Annotated in this window: 11 protein-coding genes; 6 read left to right on the forward strand and 5 right to left on the reverse strand. The window is 49.6% G+C overall.

Annotation, left to right across the window (positions count from 1 at the left end; genetic code table 11):
- The first annotated feature begins 18 nt into the window (after positions 1-18).
- Positions 19-978 (forward strand): ArdC family protein, encoded by a 960-nt coding sequence (locus OC605_RS13980; RefSeq protein WP_262137781.1) that lies wholly within the window; start codon positions 19-21, stop codon positions 976-978.
- A 132-nt stretch (positions 979-1,110) separates the two neighbouring features.
- Here the strand turns inward: OC605_RS13980 and OC605_RS13985 are convergent, their stop codons facing one another.
- Positions 1,111-1,308, reverse strand: coding sequence for a hypothetical protein (locus tag OC605_RS13985; protein ID WP_007901093.1), 198 nt, complete (start codon positions 1,306-1,308; stop codon positions 1,111-1,113).
- Positions 1,309-1,530: 222 nt separating this feature from the next.
- Here OC605_RS13985 and mobH point away from each other — a divergent pair, with 222 nt between their 5' ends.
- The 5 genes from mobH to OC605_RS14010 all read left to right on the forward strand — a co-directional run bounded on the left by mobH (position 1,531) and on the right by OC605_RS14010 (position 8,631).
- Entirely contained in the window at positions 1,531-3,255 is a 1,725-nt protein-coding gene (mobH, locus tag OC605_RS13990) for a MobH family relaxase (protein ID WP_262137782.1), read from the forward strand.
- Between the two features lie 402 nt (positions 3,256-3,657).
- Entirely contained in the window at positions 3,658-4,737 is a 1,080-nt protein-coding gene (gene dndB, locus OC605_RS13995) for a DNA sulfur modification protein DndB (protein ID WP_064594905.1), read from the forward strand.
- Positions 4,737-6,263 (forward strand): DNA phosphorothioation system sulfurtransferase DndC, encoded by a 1,527-nt coding sequence (dndC, locus tag OC605_RS14000; RefSeq protein WP_159994814.1) that lies wholly within the window; start codon positions 4,737-4,739, stop codon positions 6,261-6,263. Before dndB ends, dndC begins: the two co-directional genes overlap by 1 nt.
- Positions 6,260-8,272, forward strand: a complete 2,013-nt coding sequence (gene dndD / locus OC605_RS14005; protein WP_104910338.1) for a DNA sulfur modification protein DndD — start codon at positions 6,260-6,262, stop codon at positions 8,270-8,272. The genes dndC and dndD overlap by 4 nt, the downstream gene beginning before the upstream one ends.
- Positions 8,269-8,631, forward strand: coding sequence for a DndE family protein (locus tag OC605_RS14010; protein WP_159994810.1), 363 nt, complete (start codon positions 8,269-8,271; stop codon positions 8,629-8,631). The genes dndD and OC605_RS14010 overlap by 4 nt, the downstream gene beginning before the upstream one ends.
- A 207-nt stretch (positions 8,632-8,838) precedes the next feature.
- Here the strand turns inward: OC605_RS14010 and OC605_RS14015 are convergent, their stop codons facing one another.
- The 4 genes from OC605_RS14015 to OC605_RS14035 form a co-directional block, all read right to left on the reverse strand.
- Positions 8,839-10,647: a DUF262 domain-containing protein gene (locus tag OC605_RS14015; protein WP_262137785.1), complete on the reverse strand. Its 1,809-nt coding sequence runs from the start codon at positions 10,645-10,647 to the stop codon at positions 8,839-8,841.
- 464 nt (positions 10,648-11,111) lie between these two features.
- Positions 11,112-12,902, reverse strand: a complete 1,791-nt coding sequence (locus OC605_RS14020) for a DUF262 domain-containing protein (protein WP_262137786.1) — start codon at positions 12,900-12,902, stop codon at positions 11,112-11,114.
- Positions 12,903-12,916: 14 nt separating this feature from the next.
- Positions 12,917-13,729, reverse strand: coding sequence for a putative phage abortive infection protein (locus OC605_RS14025; protein ID WP_159994804.1), 813 nt, complete (start codon positions 13,727-13,729; stop codon positions 12,917-12,919).
- Between the two features lie 576 nt (positions 13,730-14,305).
- Positions 14,306-18,601: a DUF3883 domain-containing protein gene (locus tag OC605_RS14035; protein WP_262137787.1), complete on the reverse strand. Its 4,296-nt coding sequence runs from the start codon at positions 18,599-18,601 to the stop codon at positions 14,306-14,308.
- Between the last annotated feature and the right edge of the window lie 84 nt (positions 18,602-18,685).

Consider the following 18,685-nt stretch of genomic DNA (forward strand, 5'->3'; position numbering starts at 1 on the left):
TCTTTCGAGGAAATTGCCATGCGCGATATCTACCAAGACGTAACTGGCAAGATTGTTACCGCGTTAGACCAAGGCGTTGCTCCCTGGATCAAACCCTGGTCCTCAGGTGGCTCAGCTTACATCGGTCATCAACCCTACCCCATCAATGCCATCACGCGACGTCCGTATTCGGGCATCAATTTACCGCTGCTCTGGGCCGAGGCCAGGTTGCAGGGATTCACTCAAGATCGTTGGCTGACCTTCAACCAAGCTAAAAAGGCCGGTGGGCACATCCGTAAGGGCGAGCACAGCACTCTGGCTGTGCTCTACAAGCCGATGGAGCGCGAGGAACAGACGGAGTCAGGCCAACCCGTACTCGATGAAAACGGTCAGCCCAAGGTCGCTCACTTCGGTGTTCTCAGGACGCATTTTCTGTTCAACATCGAGCAAACGGAGGGGCTCGAAATGCTCAATGACACCCTGCTCGAGACGGAACAGAGTGATCCCTTCCAGCCCAACAGCGCCGCGGAAAATCTGCTGTTAAGTTCAGGTGCACGCATCGTTCATCGGCCTGCCGACGAAGCCTTTTACCACCCGATCAGGGATCTCATCCAACTGCCGACAAAAGAACAATTTCACGATGAAGGCGGGTACTACGCCACGGCACTTCATGAGCTGACGCACTGGACCGGGCATCACTCTCGGTTACAGCGCGAAGGCGTGACGTCAGCCTGTCCGTTCGGCTCGCCAGGCTATGCGTTTGAGGAGTTGATCGCCGAGATGGGCGCTGCTTTTTTATGTGCCTACGCCGGTATACAGGGGGAGCTGCGGCACGAGGGCTACATCGACTCCTGGCTCGGCCTGCTCAAGGCTGACAAACGCGCGATCTTTCGCGCCAGTGGTCAGGCCCGAAGCGCCTCGGAGTATGTACTCAACCTGGAGCAGCAACTGAAGCAGATGGCAATGGATGACTCACGATACATGAACGATGGAGTTTGATGGTTACCTCACCGCTGCAATCGCATCACAGGGCCCAACGCGAGTCGGGCCCTTTTTTCTGCGCCCAGAAAAATCCCCATGCCGCGGGGCACTGATGCAAAGAATCAGAGATGGGCACACACCCCCAGCCTGTCATTCCGCATCCAGGTTCTGCGCCAGAAAATCCACCAGCTCGAGCGGACTCCGGCTGTCGATCACCTTGTAGATCAGATCGCGCTTACTGCGCGGCAACTTCTTGACCACGCTCTTCGCCGAGGCCCTGACGGCTTCGTCGGTCCCATGGATACGTGCCGCGAGCAGCAGCACGAGCGTAGCGTCAGTGAGGTTCATGGCAAGACCCAAAAAATATGCACCGCAGTGTACCGACTCTTTTCTTTCTCGTACCAGCACCCTAACAAAACGATGTCTAGCAGTATCAATATCCCAATTGCCGCACAAAGGGACACGAGCCAAAAGGATGGGTAAGGGTTGGAAGGGAATGGGGACCAAGGGTAAGAGCCCTACCCGAAAAGGCTAAAAGGCCACTGACCCAGCTATTTCCCGGAGGTCACGATGCTCGGTTTGTTTCGCCACAAAAGGCAGAAGCCCCCTCCGCCACCGACCGTGAGCGTCACCGAAGGTTACCTAGCTATCGAGTCGGCCCACAGCTTGTTAGCCGCGGAACACCGCCGCCAGTTGCTCGATCGCATCTGGCAGTACACCGCCCTCTCCCACGCGCAGTTCATCCAGCTCTATTTAAATCCGATCCATCGCTACGCCGAACAGGTCCAGCAACTCCCGGCCAGCGAGACGCACCACCATGCTTATCTTGGCGGCATGCTCGACCATGGACTGGAGCTGGTCGCTTGCAGTTTGAAACTGCGTCAGTCGTATCTGCTTCCCACCGGCGCCGCGCCCGAAGACCAAGCCGCCCAGACCGATGCCTGGTCGGCGGGTATTGCTTATGGCGCCCTGCTGCATGACATCGGCAAGATCGCCGTGGACCTGCAGGTCGAACGCCAGGATGGCCGTGTTTGGCATCCTTGGCAGGGCCCGCTGGATCAGCCCTACCGTTTTCGCTACCTCAAAGGTCGCGACTACCACCTGCACGGCGCCGCCGCAGGTTTGCTCTACACCCAGATTCTCGACCGCCCGATCCTCGATTGGCTCAGTGGCTTTCCGTCGCTCTGGGGCAGCTTGCTGTATGTCCTGGCCGGCCAGTACGAACGTGCCGGCGTGCTCGGTGAGTTGGTCATTCAGGCCGACCGTGTCTCCACCGCGCAGAATATCGGAGGTAACCCTAGCAAGGCGCTGCAAGCACCGGTTCATTCGTTGCAACACCATTTGGTCAGCGGACTGCGTCATCTGGTTCAGCACGAGCTGAAACTCAACCAGCCGGGCGCCGCGGGTTGGTTGACCCAAGACGCGCTGTGGCTGGTCAGCAAGACGGTCACGGACAAACTGCGAGCCTATCTGCTGTCGCAGTCGATCGAGGGTATTCCCTCATCAAACATCGCGGTGTTCGATGAACTCCAGTCGCATGGGCTGGCCGAGTCCACCCCGGAAGGCAAAGCCATCTGGACCGCGCTGGTGACGCAGGGAGACTGGGAGCAGAGCTTTACCTTTCTGCGCCTTCAGCCGGCGTTGATCTGGAGGAACGAAGAACGTCCCGAAGCTTTCAGCGGGACGGTGAGCGTGACAGTCGATGACCATCCGACTGACGCTCCGGCATCACCAGCAGCGTCAGAGGCTGTTAGTACAGGATCGCGTCAAAGCTCTTCGCTGAAAGATCCCATGGCGATGGAAGACGCTGACTATCTCGGCACGCTATTGGATATGTTCGAGCTGGAAGAGCCTGAGGTCAGCGACGAATCGTCAGCAAGCACTCTCGAAATCTCAAATACCTCGCTGGATGGCCCAGGTCAGGCATTTCTGAATTGGGTCAAAGAAAGCATCTTGAGCCACAAGCTGGTCATCAATGACAGCAAGGCGAAGGTTCACACGGTGGACGGCACTGTATTTCTCGTGACCCCTGGCCTCTTTCAACGCTATGCGCAGGAGTTTCCTGGTGTGTCTCAGGGCACCTGTCAAGAGATCGAAGAATGGCGCTGGGTGCAGAAGCAATTTGAGAAGCTGAAGGTCCACCGAAAGCGCGCTGATGGTTTGAACATCTGGGCGTGCAAAGTGCAAGGTCCCAGGAAGAAAACAACTTTGAAGGGATATCTGATTGCGGAGCCGACATCACTTTTAGAATCGATACCACCAAACAACCCGTTTCTTGCGCTTGATGATGGCTAACGACCTCACATAGGCAGCCGTCCAACTCTTTTCTTGGGCACTGCCCATGCAAGGATTGCCTCCCAGATTCTATATTTTTGTCACTTACAATCTAGCTGCAGATCTATCCATGACACGATCCTCCCGAAGCGTCGGTGTGCCCAACGCAGCGCATCAGCGATCTCTTCAAGCATGTGAGAAATGCAGATTAACGGCCACCCAGATACAGGTATCCATACTGTCATTCTGTTCCGCACTCAAAAACTGACGCCTACCACGCGCAGGCTCCGCTGTTTAACCCGTCGCCCTATTGACCTCAACTCACAAGCAAGCTGCTGGACCGTACCATCGCGACATCCCGCCTTGCGTGTATGTTAAAAATATGCAAAATAACGTACCTGCAGAGAAAAGACATGCGAACACATGACGACCTATATTCATTCCTTCCCCTGCGTCCGAGGCATTCAAGCCGGTAGGCCTTGCTACATAGCGATGTGCCCGATGCGCCTTGTGCCAAAGATTTTCATTTTCAACGAGGAAAATGTGCCTGCGGATTTGCGCGCACAGCGAACGTTGAACTTGGCTAGGGTTCCTGAGATTTCCGCATATTTGCTTGACAATCGCGACGACTACACCCTCTCTGCAATTACCGCTTCTGTTGATGGGGTAGTCCAATTCAATCCTGCTTCCGATACTGGCCTAGAGCAAAGCATCGGTACGCTAACCATACCAATGGATGCTCAAATTCTAATCAACGACGGTCAGCACCGTCGGGCAGCCATTGAGCAAGCTATCCGCGAAAATCCAGAACTTGGCTACGACAACATCCCCGTGCTTTTCTTCATTGATGAGGGGCTGAATCGTAGTCAACAAATGTTTGCTGATCTCAACAAGCATGCTGTGAGACCGAGTAATTCAATAAGCACGCTTTACGATCATCGAGACCAAATTTCCGATCTGGCCAGGTACCTGGCCAAAAACGTCGAAATTTTCTCCAGGATGACAGAGCTGGAGAAATCTAGCCTCTCTCCCCGCAGCTCCAAGCTATTCACCCTAAGCGCTATAAAAAACGCCTCCCGCGTCTTATTGAAAAAAGGAAAAGGCGATCTCATTGCGCAGAATGAGCGGGAGCTCGCAAAATCGTTCTGGGAAGAGGTGTCCTTGCAGATGCCTGATTGGATCAGAGCAAAAAACAAAGAGCTGTCGACGTCCGAATTACGGGACAATTACATTCACGCCCACGGCGTGCTGCTGCAAGCAATGGGACTTGTCGGAGCTGAACTGATAATCCGTAAGGAGTCTGAATGGAAAAATACCATCAGCCAGCTCCGGAGCATCGATTGGTCTCGAGCAAACCCGGAATGGGAAGGTCGCGCCATGGTTCACGGCCGGATCTCTAAAGCCACAACGAACGTGGCGCTCACAGCAAGTCTTATCAAGAAAAAACTTGGCGTCCCGCTATCCACGGTTGAACGCGAGTTAGAAAACAGGTTTCCTCAATAATGAGTAATGATCAATTCCTCTATCCATCGCACGATGATTTCGTTCAAGAAGCGATCATTTCTGGAAGACCGCTAGCGGATGCTGTCCGTGAGCTTCAAAGCATCTACAAGGCCGATAATCGCCCATGGGTAGTGGGTTTCAGCGGCGGCAAGGACTCTACCGTCATCCTGTCGCTCACATACTATGCCCTGAAGATGTTGCCGCCTGAAGAACGCCACAAGCACGTGTACGTCGTCTCCTCCGACACTCGAGTAGAAACCCCTGTAGTAGTCGACATGATCCGCCAGGTACTTGATTCGGTGAACGCTCAAGCCGTTCAAGATCAGATTCCGATGACAGCCCATTCTGTCACCCCTAAAGTTGGAGAAACGTTCTGGGCCAACCTCCTAGGTAAGGGCTACCCAGCACCGACCAAGGCGTTTCGCTGGTGCACAGAGCGGATGAAAATCGATCCAGTTAGCGAATTTATCAAAGACAAGGTAGCCCGTTTCGGCGAAGTCGTGGTGGTACTCGGCTCGAGACGCGAAGAAAGCAACACGCGTGCGCAGGTGATCACGCGCCACAAAATCGATGGATCTGCTTTGGGCCGGCATACCACCCTGCCAAATGCCTATACCTATATGCCCATTGAGCTATGGCACGCTGACGATGTCTGGGAATATCTCATGAGTGCTGCCAGGCCTTGGGGTGGCTCCAATCGAGTGTTGTTTGAGCTGTACAAAGACTCCAACGCTGGCGAGTGCCCACTGGTAATCGACACCAATACACCATCCTGTGGCAATTCACGCTTCGGCTGCTGGACGTGCACCGTGGTGACTCATGACAAAGCAATCGAGGGCCTCGTAAACAGCGGCGAGGATTGGATGCTGCCGCTGCTGCAGTTCCGCAACCAGCTACATGCCAGCTCACTCCCCGAAAACAAAACTGAATACCGTAACTACAAACGTCGTACCGGAAAAGTGACCTTCGCGAGAGGGGCTATAGACGACGACACAAATGCTGCAACCAAACACGTGCCTGGCCCGTATTGGATGAAATATCGCAAAGAGTGGCTGAAGCTGCTTCTGGAAATTGAGAAAGGTATTCGTGAGACGGATCGTGATATCGAACTGATCGGCCGTGATGAACTGCAAGTAATCCGCCAGCAATGGCTGAAAGACCCGAATGAGCCGGACTGGGTTGATTCACTTCCTAAAATTTACGCCGAGGTCTACCCCGCAGATACAGTTGAGTGGATCAAGAATGACGCCGGCGCCTTCACTGAGCCCGATGCGGCCATCCTGAACGCATTGGAGCAGGAGCACGGAGTGCCGGCGGTCCTGATCATGAAGCTGATCGATACCGAATTATCATTTTCTGGCCTCTCACGTCGGAAAGGAATTCTGGAAGAGCTGCAAAAAATCCTGGAGCAAGACTGGGGGGGGCTGGATGAAGCGCTGGAACGTCGCGCCGTACCTACAGTTAACGACACGTATAAGACCGCTTTCGAATCTCTGAAAGCCGAACTAGATGGCTTGCTGCAATGATTATAGATTCCCTTTCAGTACTAGATTTCCGAGTTTTTAGCGGAGCCCACAACTTTGATCTGGTTCCTAAGATCAAAAGAGGCAAAAACGCGCCTATCGTTTTGTTCGGCGGTTTAAATGGCGGCGGTAAGACAACCATTCTAAGCGCGCTAAAGCTTGCTTTGTATGGCAAAGGCGTACTGGGCTCAGGCGCAACAGTTGTCGACTATCACCAATATCTTCGTGACTGCATCCATAGAGCACACAACAGCATTGCCAAACCTACACGGGCGGCTGTCGAACTTACCTTCCGCTATGCGCAATATGGGCTCATCTCGAGCTATCAATTGACCCGGGATTGGTTTATTGATCGTGGCGGCAAGATCAAAGAAGGCCTTATAATTTCCAGGGACGGCAAACACCTGACCGAGCTTTCATATGATCAGGCACAAGCTTTTCTTAACGAGCTGATCCCGATTGGCGTATCCGAGCTGTTCTTCTTTGACGGCGAAAAAATCGCAAGCCTCGCTGAAGAAACATCCGGGGACGCTCTACGAGAGTCGATCAACAAGCTTTTAGGCTTGGACCTCATCGACAGGCTGCATTCTGACCTATCCGTGATCATCAGAGGCCGCTCAGTAAAAAAAGCATCTGAAGATCGCAAGCAAAAAATAGCTGAAGCAGAACGAACTTACGAGGATCTAAAGAAGCAGCTCGCTGATACACGCGAAAAACTTGTCCATATGCGTGTCAATACCGTCGAGGCAAACAAAAACCTGGCCAACATTGAGGCAAGTATTAATGCGCGCGGCGGTGCCTGGAGCGCTACAAGAGAGGAAGAAATAGCTAGTCTTGACTCACTGGCGAGTGAGAAAAAAGCCATAGAGCATACTTTGCATGAGATGCTGAGTGGCTTACTGCCGTTTGCAATTACCCGGAAATTGAACGAAAAACTCCTCGTACAATTGGACTCTGAGCAGCGCGCGGAAAAAGTGCAGGTTCTTTCTGAATATTTGGAGCGTCAGAAAATCAATTTTCTGACAGAACTCGAATCGACGCTAAAAATCAGCAAGGAGCAAAGACCTGCCCTTCAAGATATTTTCCTTAGGACATTCGGTTCAGAACTCGGTAATAGCGATCGAAGCCTATCGCCAGTACATGAGCTCTCGGACACCCAGCGATCTAGCATCACTCACCGCCTGATGAATGATATGGGAGCGCTCCAACAACGAGCCGCTGGTCTAGTGGCAAAGCTTCAGGACACTGATACCGGAATCGAATCTGCTAAAGAAAATATTGCTCGAGCCCCAGAAGAAAAAGTGCTAATGCCACTGTTTAACGAACAAGGGCAGCTACAAGGGCGCTTGTCCGTTCTAGAAGAACAAAGATCTTTGATAGTTGAGGAAGCGAAGACACTTCTCAATCAATTGTCCACTGCAGCACGCCAATTAGATGAACTATATACAGAAATTGCCGAAACCCAAGAAGCAGAGCGTCTAACCGGCCTTGCACAAAATGCCAGAGAAGTTTTAAGAGAGTTCTCTGCACGTGCTCGAATTGAAAAGCTCAAAGAACTTGAGTCGCAGTTTTTCATATCATTCAACGGTCTCGCGCGCAAAGAAGATCGAAACCTCAGTATCCAGATTGATCCTAGCTCCTTCGAGGTCGTTCTTATTGACGATGAGGGTGTGTCGTTACGTAAGGATGAGCTGTCAGCAGGTGAGAAGCAGATATTCGCAATCTCTGTTCTAGAGGCGTTAGCACGAACGTCGGGGCGAAGCCTGCCAGTAGTAATCGACACGCCGCTTGGTCGTCTCGATTCTGTTCATCGTAAAAAACTCGTGGAGAATTATTTCCCTAAAACCAGCCATCAAGTAATTATTCTCTCGACAGATACAGAAATTGATTACGCTTTTTATGAGGGACTTCAGGGAAGTATTTCTCACTCCTATCACCTGGTATACAACCCAGAAACTCGATCTACTCAAGCCGAGGAAGGATATTTCTGGCGGTGGGTTAATAACGCATGAATACATTTCCGCATAAATTCAAGATTTCAAGTTCGTCAACCGCGAAACTAAAATATCTTAAATCTAAGACTGGTCTAACGCCTAATATCTTAAGCCGGTACGCAATCGCCCTTGCTCTGGCCGATGAAAATGGCCTAGGCAATGCCAGCGTATCGGATTTAGAAGGACAGGAGTTCAATGCTCCCACCCTATTTGGTGAGCACTTGGATATTTACGAAGCGCTGCTCAGGCAATTCACACATCAAAGTGATTTGGACTGGGATCCCGTCAGGCATGTAGCGTCCCTGATCGAGGTAGGTCTTCATAAAATGGGGCATATACGCTCGCTCAAAGACGTAGCGCTACTGATTAGTAAATAATCAACAATCTTGACCAGCGATGCGGTTTATCACCCATCGCAATGGTCACATACTCACAGGTGAGGCAAGCCTCACCATTATTCCGATGCTTTTAGGGTCGATCTTAAAACTAACGATAGGATCCATATTCCCTTTAGCCTTAGTAATTTTACGCCGACGGAACAGGACGCACTTGATAACTTACAAGCACCGCCGGCACGATTCACACTACACAACGAAGATATGGCGCGCCATTTCCAGTACATTCCTTTCATACTCAACAGAAGCTTTCAAATTCCACTTGAGCTTCTTGCCGATTTTTTGATTTAACGCAATCGACGAAGATTTGAAGACACCTCGTTTAGCCGCAAAATTATCGTTATCGGCCATTGAGTTTATCTCCGGATCAAGAATAGTTAGATTGCCAATGGAATTTTTTCTAGGTTCCATCTCTATATCGATATCTGCTGCTTTTGCATTTTTTGGATATACATGTTCAATAGATGTCTCCCCAAAATCCAACAATCTATGTCCTTCAAGGCATTTGGGCACGCCTACCGCCCCACTCTCGTACCAAGCGTAATAGGAATCAAGCATCATCAGAAAATGCTTTATGTTTTTATTGCCTCCTGTTTTGCTTTGATAATGCAACGACATCAAACCATTGATAAAGTTATGTAATGGTGCACGCTGCTCAAGTAAGCCCCCTAGCTTCTGCCTTAGTGAATTTACGCTATACGCAGTACCTTGAGTACGTATGACTTCACATTCTGAATAATAAAGCCCCTTTAGCGGAGTTACATGCTCATTGCAAATAATTTTATACCTGAAAAATGCTCGCTCAAGCATTAAAACAATATCTCTGAACTTAACATGACCCAGTTCACTTGCAGCCAGCAATAGAGGAACACTGAGAGTGTGCCCTAAATGAACGACCAAGCTTGCCAACCGGGCTCTATCCCAGGGCGTCACAGGCCTTTGATCTGCAAATATCCACTCACCCTTTGTAAAAGCTCTGCAGCGCTCCACATCTGCATGAATAACTTTTAGCTGCGTGATGATATATTTTGCATCTTTCTTTTTTACTCCGCCTGGTGCCAACCCTTCGAAAAATGCCTCCATATATACATCAGCGAGTGCACCAGACCTAGCTCGTCTATATGCATGAGACTCATATATCCATTGTAAAAAATCATACGTTTTATTTGGTTTGTCCGACAGTATATCGTCCCAAATTTGTTCAGCCGCTAACTGCTCATCACCATAATCTTCCAAAAGTTCCAAGGTCTTAACCCTTAGCAAATCTCCATCTGTCAGCGAAACGCCCCGATCGTTAATTACCTGGAATAATCTATATGCATCTGGTTTGTTCTCCGCGACCATATGAAGCATTGAAAAATCGCTGAGCAATACATCATGTACCTGCTCGAGAGCGTCAACTTTCGCGGCAAAATCGTCACATTGATTTTGTACTTCTTTCAAATACGCAACAACTTTACCCATCGCAGATAATAACTTTTCATGCGAGTCAATTTCACAATCTGGCTCGTTTCCTGCCAATAAACCTCGAAAATAACCCTCATCTTTCTTAGACAAAGTCAGAACATTGGCACTTGTGACAACTCGATTAACCACCTGCTCGTGAGTAACAAATGATATCTTGAGATTTTTTACATAGTGCTCAACCCTTTTCCTGAGTTCGAGATCATCAAGAAAACCCGCGAGTTCACTAAAGACGTCCATCAGAGCATACCCGAACAACACAATTGTCGTTATTCGCTGCTGACCATCAACTAGCTGATAATGGACAGCATTAGCAACCCCCTCAATATCACTTTTAATGCTAAGAATACCGCCAAGGAAATGCTCACGATGCGCTCCACCTACACGCGAGCGATAACATACATCCACATCAGAAATGAAATCTTGAACGGAATCAGAATCCCAAGCATAGCCTCTCTGATATTTAGGGACGGAGAAAACCGTCTTATCTCCAAAAACATCTCCTACAGCAGCATGAACGGGCTTAATATTCATCCTTGGCGTCCTTTCGTTTACGAATCTAAAGTTCCAACGTCAGAGTAACAGGCGAAGAAAAAAAAGGCACTAAAACGAGCTTGTTACAAACGCACTCGTTGCTAACGAAACGATACGCCATTTCGGAAGACGCGTGACGACTTAGTTTGGAACGCCAAATAGAATCGAGGAATGGCCTGAAGAACCGTGGGTAAGCGCACAGTGTAGAACCACTGCGATGTAGTTTGCGGCGATTTCCCCACTACGATAACTTACAGGGTCTACACCGAAGAAGACGGCATCCTGGTTGCCTCAACTCAAGCTGTCCGCGCATCTGTCACCCCAGTCAGTAGACTGGACCAAACTTTTATCAACAGCGGCGATTGCGCTGCTCCGCTGTATTTAACTAATACTAATCGATTGCCCTATGTCCATTACCATAACAGGAGAACATAGGGCTACACCACAATCATTGAAAGAAAATATCACTCCTCAAACTTTAGAGGCCAAACATTTGTTGCATAGGTTTCAGCAAGATACAATTGTCGCTTGGCAATACTTTCAAAAGTCCACTCCCCTTTCTCCAGCCAACTGTGAGTATTTTTCGCCACACTGACTGGCAAGCTTAAGCCACTTCGCAAATAGTCCAAATTATCATCATTCTCAAATTTTACAGACAGAGCCTTGTTCTTCACTGTCTGATTGACATCATGAGGAAGCATAAGAAGATTGCCAATTCTATTTAAGTATCCACTATAACCTTCTTTTTCTTGCACTCCCAGCCACTCTACCCCTGGCTTCTTTGGCATTATAAACTCTACTCTCTGGGAAGCATTATTGTTACGCGGCCTCGTATCCAAAACTGGTTTGATGTAATTTTCTATTTTCCAAATTATGTAAAATGCTTGCCTAATATTGCTCACAGCAGCTCTTGAGAAATTCTCCACGAACCGCTCATCCGAACTTTTTCTCGAGAAATAATTCGACACTTCTGCGAGTGACAAATCCGCTCTTACCATCGCGGATGCCTCTCCAAAAAACTCTTGCAACGAACCCACAGAGTCTTTTGCAATAAGCCCCTGTCTAAACAAGTAGTTCTCAGCAAGAACTAGATACTTTTTAAGAGCCACGACATTTTCGCCGTGCTTATCCATTATTGCCATGATGAAAGAAGCACAGTGCGACTTCCATAATGGATCTACAATTGCGTACCTCAAATCTTCTAACTCGACATCCCACCCTTTTAAATCACCAAGTAGGAACTGCCGCCAATTCAAGGAGTCCTTACTAAACTCCTGTGCAAAATCGAGTGCCCGTATTGTAGTTGACGAAAGCACCTTAGAAACCTCTTCAAATATCATCTCCTTTTTAACCCGCTCATGACGATACGTAAAAGAAAATTGAATTAACTGAGGCAAATCTAGCTTCTTATTATCAGGCTGACTTTCCGAATTATCTATAAAGACATCCCACAATCTTGTAACGCTTTCCACTACATTTCCGCCGGAGGACACTGCATGCTCCAACAAGACATTTTTAATAAGATCAGCTTGAGACAAATCTAGCCCCCGCTCGTTTAATGTCTCAAACAAGCGATATGCCAATGATAAATTAGCAGTACGAACTACCAAAACATAAAAAAACTCGGTCAAAGTCTCTACCAGATCTCTTATCCGAGATTGCCTCTCCTCTGAATCTTTGCCTTTCAACTCTTCTTCTATAGAGCTGTAGAAAAAATCGAACGCCCTAATAATATTGGCCTGAACCTCGGATTTTTTATCACCCGCTCTATCCCAATACTCTCGCTTAGATTCGACCGAAGGGTTTTCGAATAAACTATTGCAGTAAAAATCATCTTCCCTATTCAACTTTAGGCGGGGAACAAAACCGGCATTTGGCGCCACAACACAATCAAGCAAAACATGCTCAAGCTTCAAGCGAATCTTTTGATCCATTATCTCGGAAGTATAAGATCGCAAACACTCCGAAAGAATTGTGATGGTAGTCAACCGCTGTTGCCCATCAATTATCTCCCATCTCGCGCTATCGTGAGACTGCTCTTGACCAATCACCACAATCGCACCTAAAAAGTGACCAATTGCATTACCACCAGGCCCTTGCTCCTTGACAGCAGTAATCAAGTCATCCCACAGCTTCTCGAGCTGTTCAAAACCCCATCTGTATTCGCGCTGATTAGGAGGTACCACAAAATAGGTAGACTTTATAAGTTCACTAACGCTTGTAGACTTTGTGGCCAATTGCTGACTTGGATTCATAATTAAAAACTCAACTAAATGGGATTAACTACCAAAGAAGAATGAAGATCTGCATCAAAATACAACTGCTTTGAAATATCTCCAAAAAAGTTATATTTATTTAAATTATCTAATGCTAACGATCCACCACAATTCAGCGAATGGTAAAAAATAAGAAGCCGTTCATTTGCGGATAACTGCGCGTTAACAATCGAGTAGTATTGCAACGGATTGCTAGGGCTTCGCACCTCTATGAAATCAATAATGCTTTTTAGAGATCCCACGTAGTGGCCAATAAACCTATCGTTATCAGCACTAAAAACCTTATAGGCCTGCGCAATTATTTCGCGCTCATCCCTACCAGTGGAATGATATTTCTTTACGTTCTCATAATTGATCTTGAGTCTTCGCAGCAATATACGAAATGCTCCCCGCCCCTGATTATAATCCTCTTTTTTCTCAGTATCTTCCAGATCTAAAGTCTTGACATTTTCATTATAAAGAAGAACCATGGAAAAGAAGGTATTTTCAAACGCCTGAACATTTAAATGAGCACTTTGTTCCTTCAGAGCAGAGGTAGAATGAGAAAGCTCTCGGGACTGGATAATTAAAGCGCCTAATATCGCAAACAAAGACAGCATCGCGAGTATCGGATTTAAGGTCCCTCCAAAGAAATCACCAAACTGCCCCCATGCAGCATGATCGACTAAATAGTCGCCAGCAAAATGCTTTTTATAAATCACAATGACACTTCCGGCACAAATTACTGCCACAGCTAATATGACCGCCGATACTTTTATCACCGCCGAGTCAAAAAAACCGGTGCCATCTTGAGCCTTATCCTGCATGTATCCATACCTTCTAATAATTTGCGGCAGCTAGGACTTCGCTATTACAAGTTAACGTTTCCAGAACTCATCCGAAACAGTTTCCATCAACGATATTACATTACGCTTAGTAAAGATCCAAATCGTGTCACCCCCTGAAATTACGCTGCATGTCTTCGGCGCGCACGCTATCACTAGATAGTCAGAGCCAGAGGCTCCCCAGGCTGAGATACGCCCCAGTCTTCCCGCGCGCAGACAAGTTGAAGCCCTGCGCATCCTCATAATAGGCAATGCTGCATAGCAAGCTGCATACAGGTGATTGGAGCCAGTCAGCATGAAGATCGCCTGAATCAGATGGACGGCTAGAATTTAGATCAGCCAGGATGAAATGTCAGCTTTAGCTGCAATGAATCTCAGCCTCAGCACTACACATCAGAATTACCTACCTAAGAGATCGTAAAGGTGGGATATCTGGAGCGTAGCCTTCGTATTTTTGTAATTTTTCCGAAATCTCGCCAGTCACTCTTATCAGAGACCACAACCGGAGTTCAGTAGCGGCGTAAGGGCAAGAATTCAGCGAGTCATGATGCGATTGCCCTAGAACGACTCAACCAACTTCTCGATATTGGCGCGCAACATGCCGAGCTCAAGCGTAATCTGTCGCGCCCCAAGCATGCGCGATGGGTTGGTGAAGCACTTTGCCACGGGTTCCTTAGCGGCGACGCGATAAACGCGCCACAACTCATAACGCTCCCGCTCACGCAGTGCCTTTTCAAACTCTCTGCGGGGCCAGTCAAATCTGCCATCCACACCTGTAGTCGATTTCACTTCAATCCACCGCGGCTCCCCGTTGATGTCAATGGAGCGGATGTCATGGTCGGCACCCGGATCGTCTTGCGATGTCCATACGACGTACAGCTCAGGTTTCGCATAGCCCATATCTCGTACTTTCTGAAGCTCCATGCGATAGACCAGTTCCTCACCACGTTGCCCCACGCGACTAGCCCGTTCATTCTCCGCAGCCGTGGGTGGTAGCCAGACATTCGTGGTTCCAACGCCACCACCTCCCCCTCCTCCGCGTAGTTCGATTTCTACTCCTTGGGTCGGCGCGACCGTTAGTAAGACATCTTCGAGATTCGGCAAAGCGAAAGTAGGTGCCGCAGGTGGAAGCGCAGGCGGAGCGTTAATTATGCGCGGCGTAGCTGTATCAACGGGCTGGACCGCGTCGCTGCTAGTGGAGCCAGAGGTGTTGAGATTGTCGAAAACCTGACGCAATGCAAGCTCCTCAAAATCCTCATCACTTTCGTCATCGTCATCGTCTTCGAGCTGGTTGGCCTCCTCATCATCCGCGATCGATCGGAAGCTATTGGAAAGCCCCATCTGCTCTAGATACTCTCTTAACTCCTCAAGCGTTCCACAAAGAAGAAGCGGAAGAAATGCGTTGGCGATGCTGCGCATCGTTGCCACGCTGGTAGCGCCAGCGATTTCTGCAAGCGCTTCAGCAAGCAATAGTTGAAATCTGCTTTTGGTCTTTGGCGGAATGACACAGACCTGCCCAGCACTGACCGCCACCTGAGCCGGAACGACAACGCTCGTCCCAGCCACGCTGTAGCGACGCTCCATACTCGAAAAAAAAGCAATGTCACGAATACTGAGGAGGTCCCTTTTGATCATGGAAAGTGACGCTGGCTGGAAACCTGAATGACCATGCCGATTTCGATAGGCAACTTCAAACAGTGCGCGCGCAAAAAGCGGTCTATGCAGAATGGCGATGACGCGCTCGGCCTGTTTAGGCTTAAACCAAAGTGGTGGTCGACACGACGAACCGAGTACAGCCTCACTTGTACCAGCGATTGCTGACAGTGGACGAATGCCGAGACCTGCAAAAAATGAGCGAGCGTGTTCGGTTCTGTCAACGACTCCGGTGGCACTGTCGGCATTTCGAAGTGCTTGTTCGAGTGCTGGAAAATCTGGTTCGAGGAGTTTTCCAGAACGCAACTCACCAAGAGTGAAGAGTCGCGCTCGATCGTCGATCAAGCAGCGAACATCCTCAAGCCCCGAGGGTAAGCCAAAGCTCCTACGTAGGCGGTAGGCATCTATTAGGATGGCCCGTCTATCCGATGTTAAGTGTGTCTCAGTTGCCCATGCCGCTCCCACATTTAGGAAGAAGCGCGACCAGTGCGTATCATTAGGCTGACTCGCAGCGCCAAGCGCAAAATATGCATCTCCGACTGCGTCGGAATGTTTGTAGAGAGGGAACACCTCGCCTAGCGGGGTTGCCGTCCTGGAGCCAACTAGGATTTCAGAGGGCGGGTAGAAGCCGTTGTGAACCCAACAAATCCGCATATTAAGAAATTCAGATTTGTTGCGCCGCTCGCGCTTAATGGCCTCCACAAGTGCCGGATATATCAAATCAGGCCGATTAGGAGCCCGTCCCTCTTGCATATGGCGATTGAGAATATCGACCAAAATCTCCGAACCAGGTGCGACTGAGAGTTTCAGCTTACGATACAGCAGATCATGACTCCCCCCGACAATTCGGTGGTCGTCATCGATGCATAACCGATTGGCCCTCGTGTCGAGGTGAAGCATGCAAGGAGCCGTAGGCTGCCCCGATCGCGACATCAGACAGGGGATCTCCTGCAGTTCATCTACGACCGCAGGAACGAGCAAATTGAAATTTTCGGTAAGCAGCTTTTCAAATCGTTCAGCTATCTCAGGACGCTCGACAACCAATCGAGCGTAACGCACGAGATCTGAGCCATTTAGCGAATTACGAATCCGCAAGCGCGCGATCAATCCTGACGCCTTTAGCATCTCCTTCGACGGGGCATCTATCGCCGCATCGAGCTGCGTTGCCAGGGGCTTTTTGAGATGTACCATGGTAGACGGCGCTACCCACTGGCCACGCTGATTCTTGACAACAGGATTGTTGCGTAATGCTGATAGAGCGAGACGGCTGATCGGTTTCTCGCTGGTGAGTAACTTCCGGTAGAGCGTTTCTCGCTCCCGGTCATCGCCCACTGCGGAGGCGGCGCGGCCAGCGGCATCAATCAGCCATTGCTCTTCGTCGAATGTACGGCAGTGACTTGAAATTGATTTGTATTGAATGAGTTCTGGATGGAGCCGGTTGGCTTCAGGTTCCGGGCAATCAATCCAAAGATCTGGGCTTACGATCATCAGTCGAACAGCGGGTAAGAGCTCACCAACAGCATTCAAAGTCGAAGCGGTATTACCCAAGTCAGCTTTATTCAGTTTATTCAATCGTCGCGGGTAAGCCGACAACGCCAAAGCTTGGCGTTTCTGCATGTCTATGGCGGTCATGGCACCAAGGTAATTCGCGAAGGGGTAATTCGCGTCGTTGCCAATTTTGGTCTCAAGTCCCTTTAAATCATCACCTGCACATCGCAGCCTTACTAACGAAGAAATTGTGAATCGCTTGGCACCGCATTCTACCGCCAAACTGGACAACGCCTCGTCGCCCGAAAGCTTAGGGACCAGATAGCGATTAGCACTGAGAAAACCGTGCAGCTCGGGATCCGTAGGAAGCACGATCTCTGCCGCACGGGCGAAGTGAGGATTGGATGCATCCCCTGTAGGCCAGCAAGCGTCCGTTGCAAGCCGCTGAGCTATTTCATTTGAAAAACGCGTCGAACTGGGGTTGCCGCTGCTAACGAGTGCCTTGAATGCGTCCGCGCCATATCTGTCGAACCAATCAGTTTTGAGAAGATCAATCGTCAGCTCGACGGCTTGATCGATAAGCCAGTCATTCCAGACGTGGTCGTTTATCCCGCTTCGATCCGTGTTGAGTTCGAATGGAGCACTAATACTGACGGCACAGCCAGTGACGGACGAGGGTGCTTTCAATGGATAATAGAAGTGACCGAACTGCCGGAGATCGATTCGCCGGCGAATGATCGGGACCGACACCGTGATACACAACTTTCCGCCAGGCTGTCTGTAATATACCGGAAAAGGTCGCCCTGAAAACCTTTCAGGAATTTCGACCGTCCGCAAAAACTCCTCCTCCTGGAACTGTATTCGCTTGCCATCCTGATCGACGAGCGCTCCTGTCCTCTTCGTCATAGTGACGCGCGCAGCAAAGGAGAGCTCGCGTTTGGCGTCCTGTTTCCAATAAAGCACACGGCCTGTGCGGACCGATCGAATAATGACCTCACGCAGTCCGCTTTTTTTTCCAGTAAGTGCTAGTTTGACTAGCGTGTCCGGCATGCCTGCAGCCATCATATCAAGGGCATGCGCCTCTCTTTCGACGCTAAACGCCTCAAGCAGCTCTGTCGACTTAAGCCTATAAGGCACGTGAACGCGAACACCCTTCTGCCGGGACGACGCCGGGTCTCGTTCGCGACCTGTTTCCTGTGTTTGAAGATCAAGTAATGCGACCTGCCCGCCTGATCGTACGTGTATTTGATCGCCAAAACGAAACAACGAGCGTAATCCGAAATTCTTGGAGCCGATACCATTTGCTTTCGGCGCCACGACCTCTTCTTGCCGGCTGCCCAGCACATTGCCCGTACCGACAATCACAGAGAGCCGCTCCCACCCATTGCGCTCTATATTTCGTCCGGTACCGACCACCTCAAGCGAATGGCCTCCGAAGTTGAGCGTCAGTGAAGCTCCGCCGCCGTCATATTCGTTTTGGACAAGCTCGCGCAGGACGTCACTTGCATCATGTCCTGCAACAAACTGCTCAATGAAACTCGAGCCAATCCTGGTTCGCCGGCTCCCGCTGAAATCAGGTGGTACGTATTCGGCTTCTGCTGAGGATTGAAGGATGAGTGCCTTTCCTTGGTTACGTGCAGGTCGGTTAGCCGTCTTGGCATCAGTCGTAATTTCCGACGCCTCTGACTCATCGACTGCCAATAAATCCTTCAAACGTAGCACCTCGCGTTAGGTGGATCGCAGTCTTGGAGTTCACAACTCTTCGCTGGCGTGTAGTGGTTTATCGAACCTAGATTA

This window comes from Pseudomonas sp. Marseille-Q5117 (genome assembly GCF_946901175.1).
In the GTDB taxonomy this organism is placed as follows: domain Bacteria; phylum Pseudomonadota; class Gammaproteobacteria; order Pseudomonadales; family Pseudomonadaceae; genus Aquipseudomonas; species Aquipseudomonas iranensis.

Excerpts from the sequence above, each read along its gene's own strand:
- OC605_RS14010 (WP_159994810.1), top strand. The coding sequence starts at position 8,269 with ATGAATACATTTCCGCATAAATTCAAGATTTCAAGTTCGTCAACCGCG.
- OC605_RS13980 (WP_262137781.1), top strand. The coding sequence starts at position 19 with ATGCGCGATATCTACCAAGACGTAACTGGCAAGATTGTTACCGCGTTA.
- dndB (WP_064594905.1), top strand. The coding sequence starts at position 3,658 with ATGACGACCTATATTCATTCCTTCCCCTGCGTCCGAGGCATTCAAGCC.
- mobH (WP_262137782.1), top strand. The coding sequence starts at position 1,531 with ATGCTCGGTTTGTTTCGCCACAAAAGGCAGAAGCCCCCTCCGCCACCG.
- OC605_RS13985 (WP_007901093.1), bottom strand. The coding sequence starts at position 1,308 with ATGAACCTCACTGACGCTACGCTCGTGCTGCTGCTCGCGGCACGTATC.
- dndC (WP_159994814.1), top strand. The coding sequence starts at position 4,737 with ATGAGTAATGATCAATTCCTCTATCCATCGCACGATGATTTCGTTCAA.
- OC605_RS14025 (WP_159994804.1), bottom strand. The coding sequence starts at position 13,729 with ATGCAGGATAAGGCTCAAGATGGCACCGGTTTTTTTGACTCGGCGGTG.
- OC605_RS14015 (WP_262137785.1), bottom strand. The coding sequence starts at position 10,647 with ATGAATATTAAGCCCGTTCATGCTGCTGTAGGAGATGTTTTTGGAGAT.
- OC605_RS14020 (WP_262137786.1), bottom strand. The coding sequence starts at position 12,902 with ATGAATCCAAGTCAGCAATTGGCCACAAAGTCTACAAGCGTTAGTGAA.
- dndD (WP_104910338.1), top strand. The coding sequence starts at position 6,260 with ATGATTATAGATTCCCTTTCAGTACTAGATTTCCGAGTTTTTAGCGGA.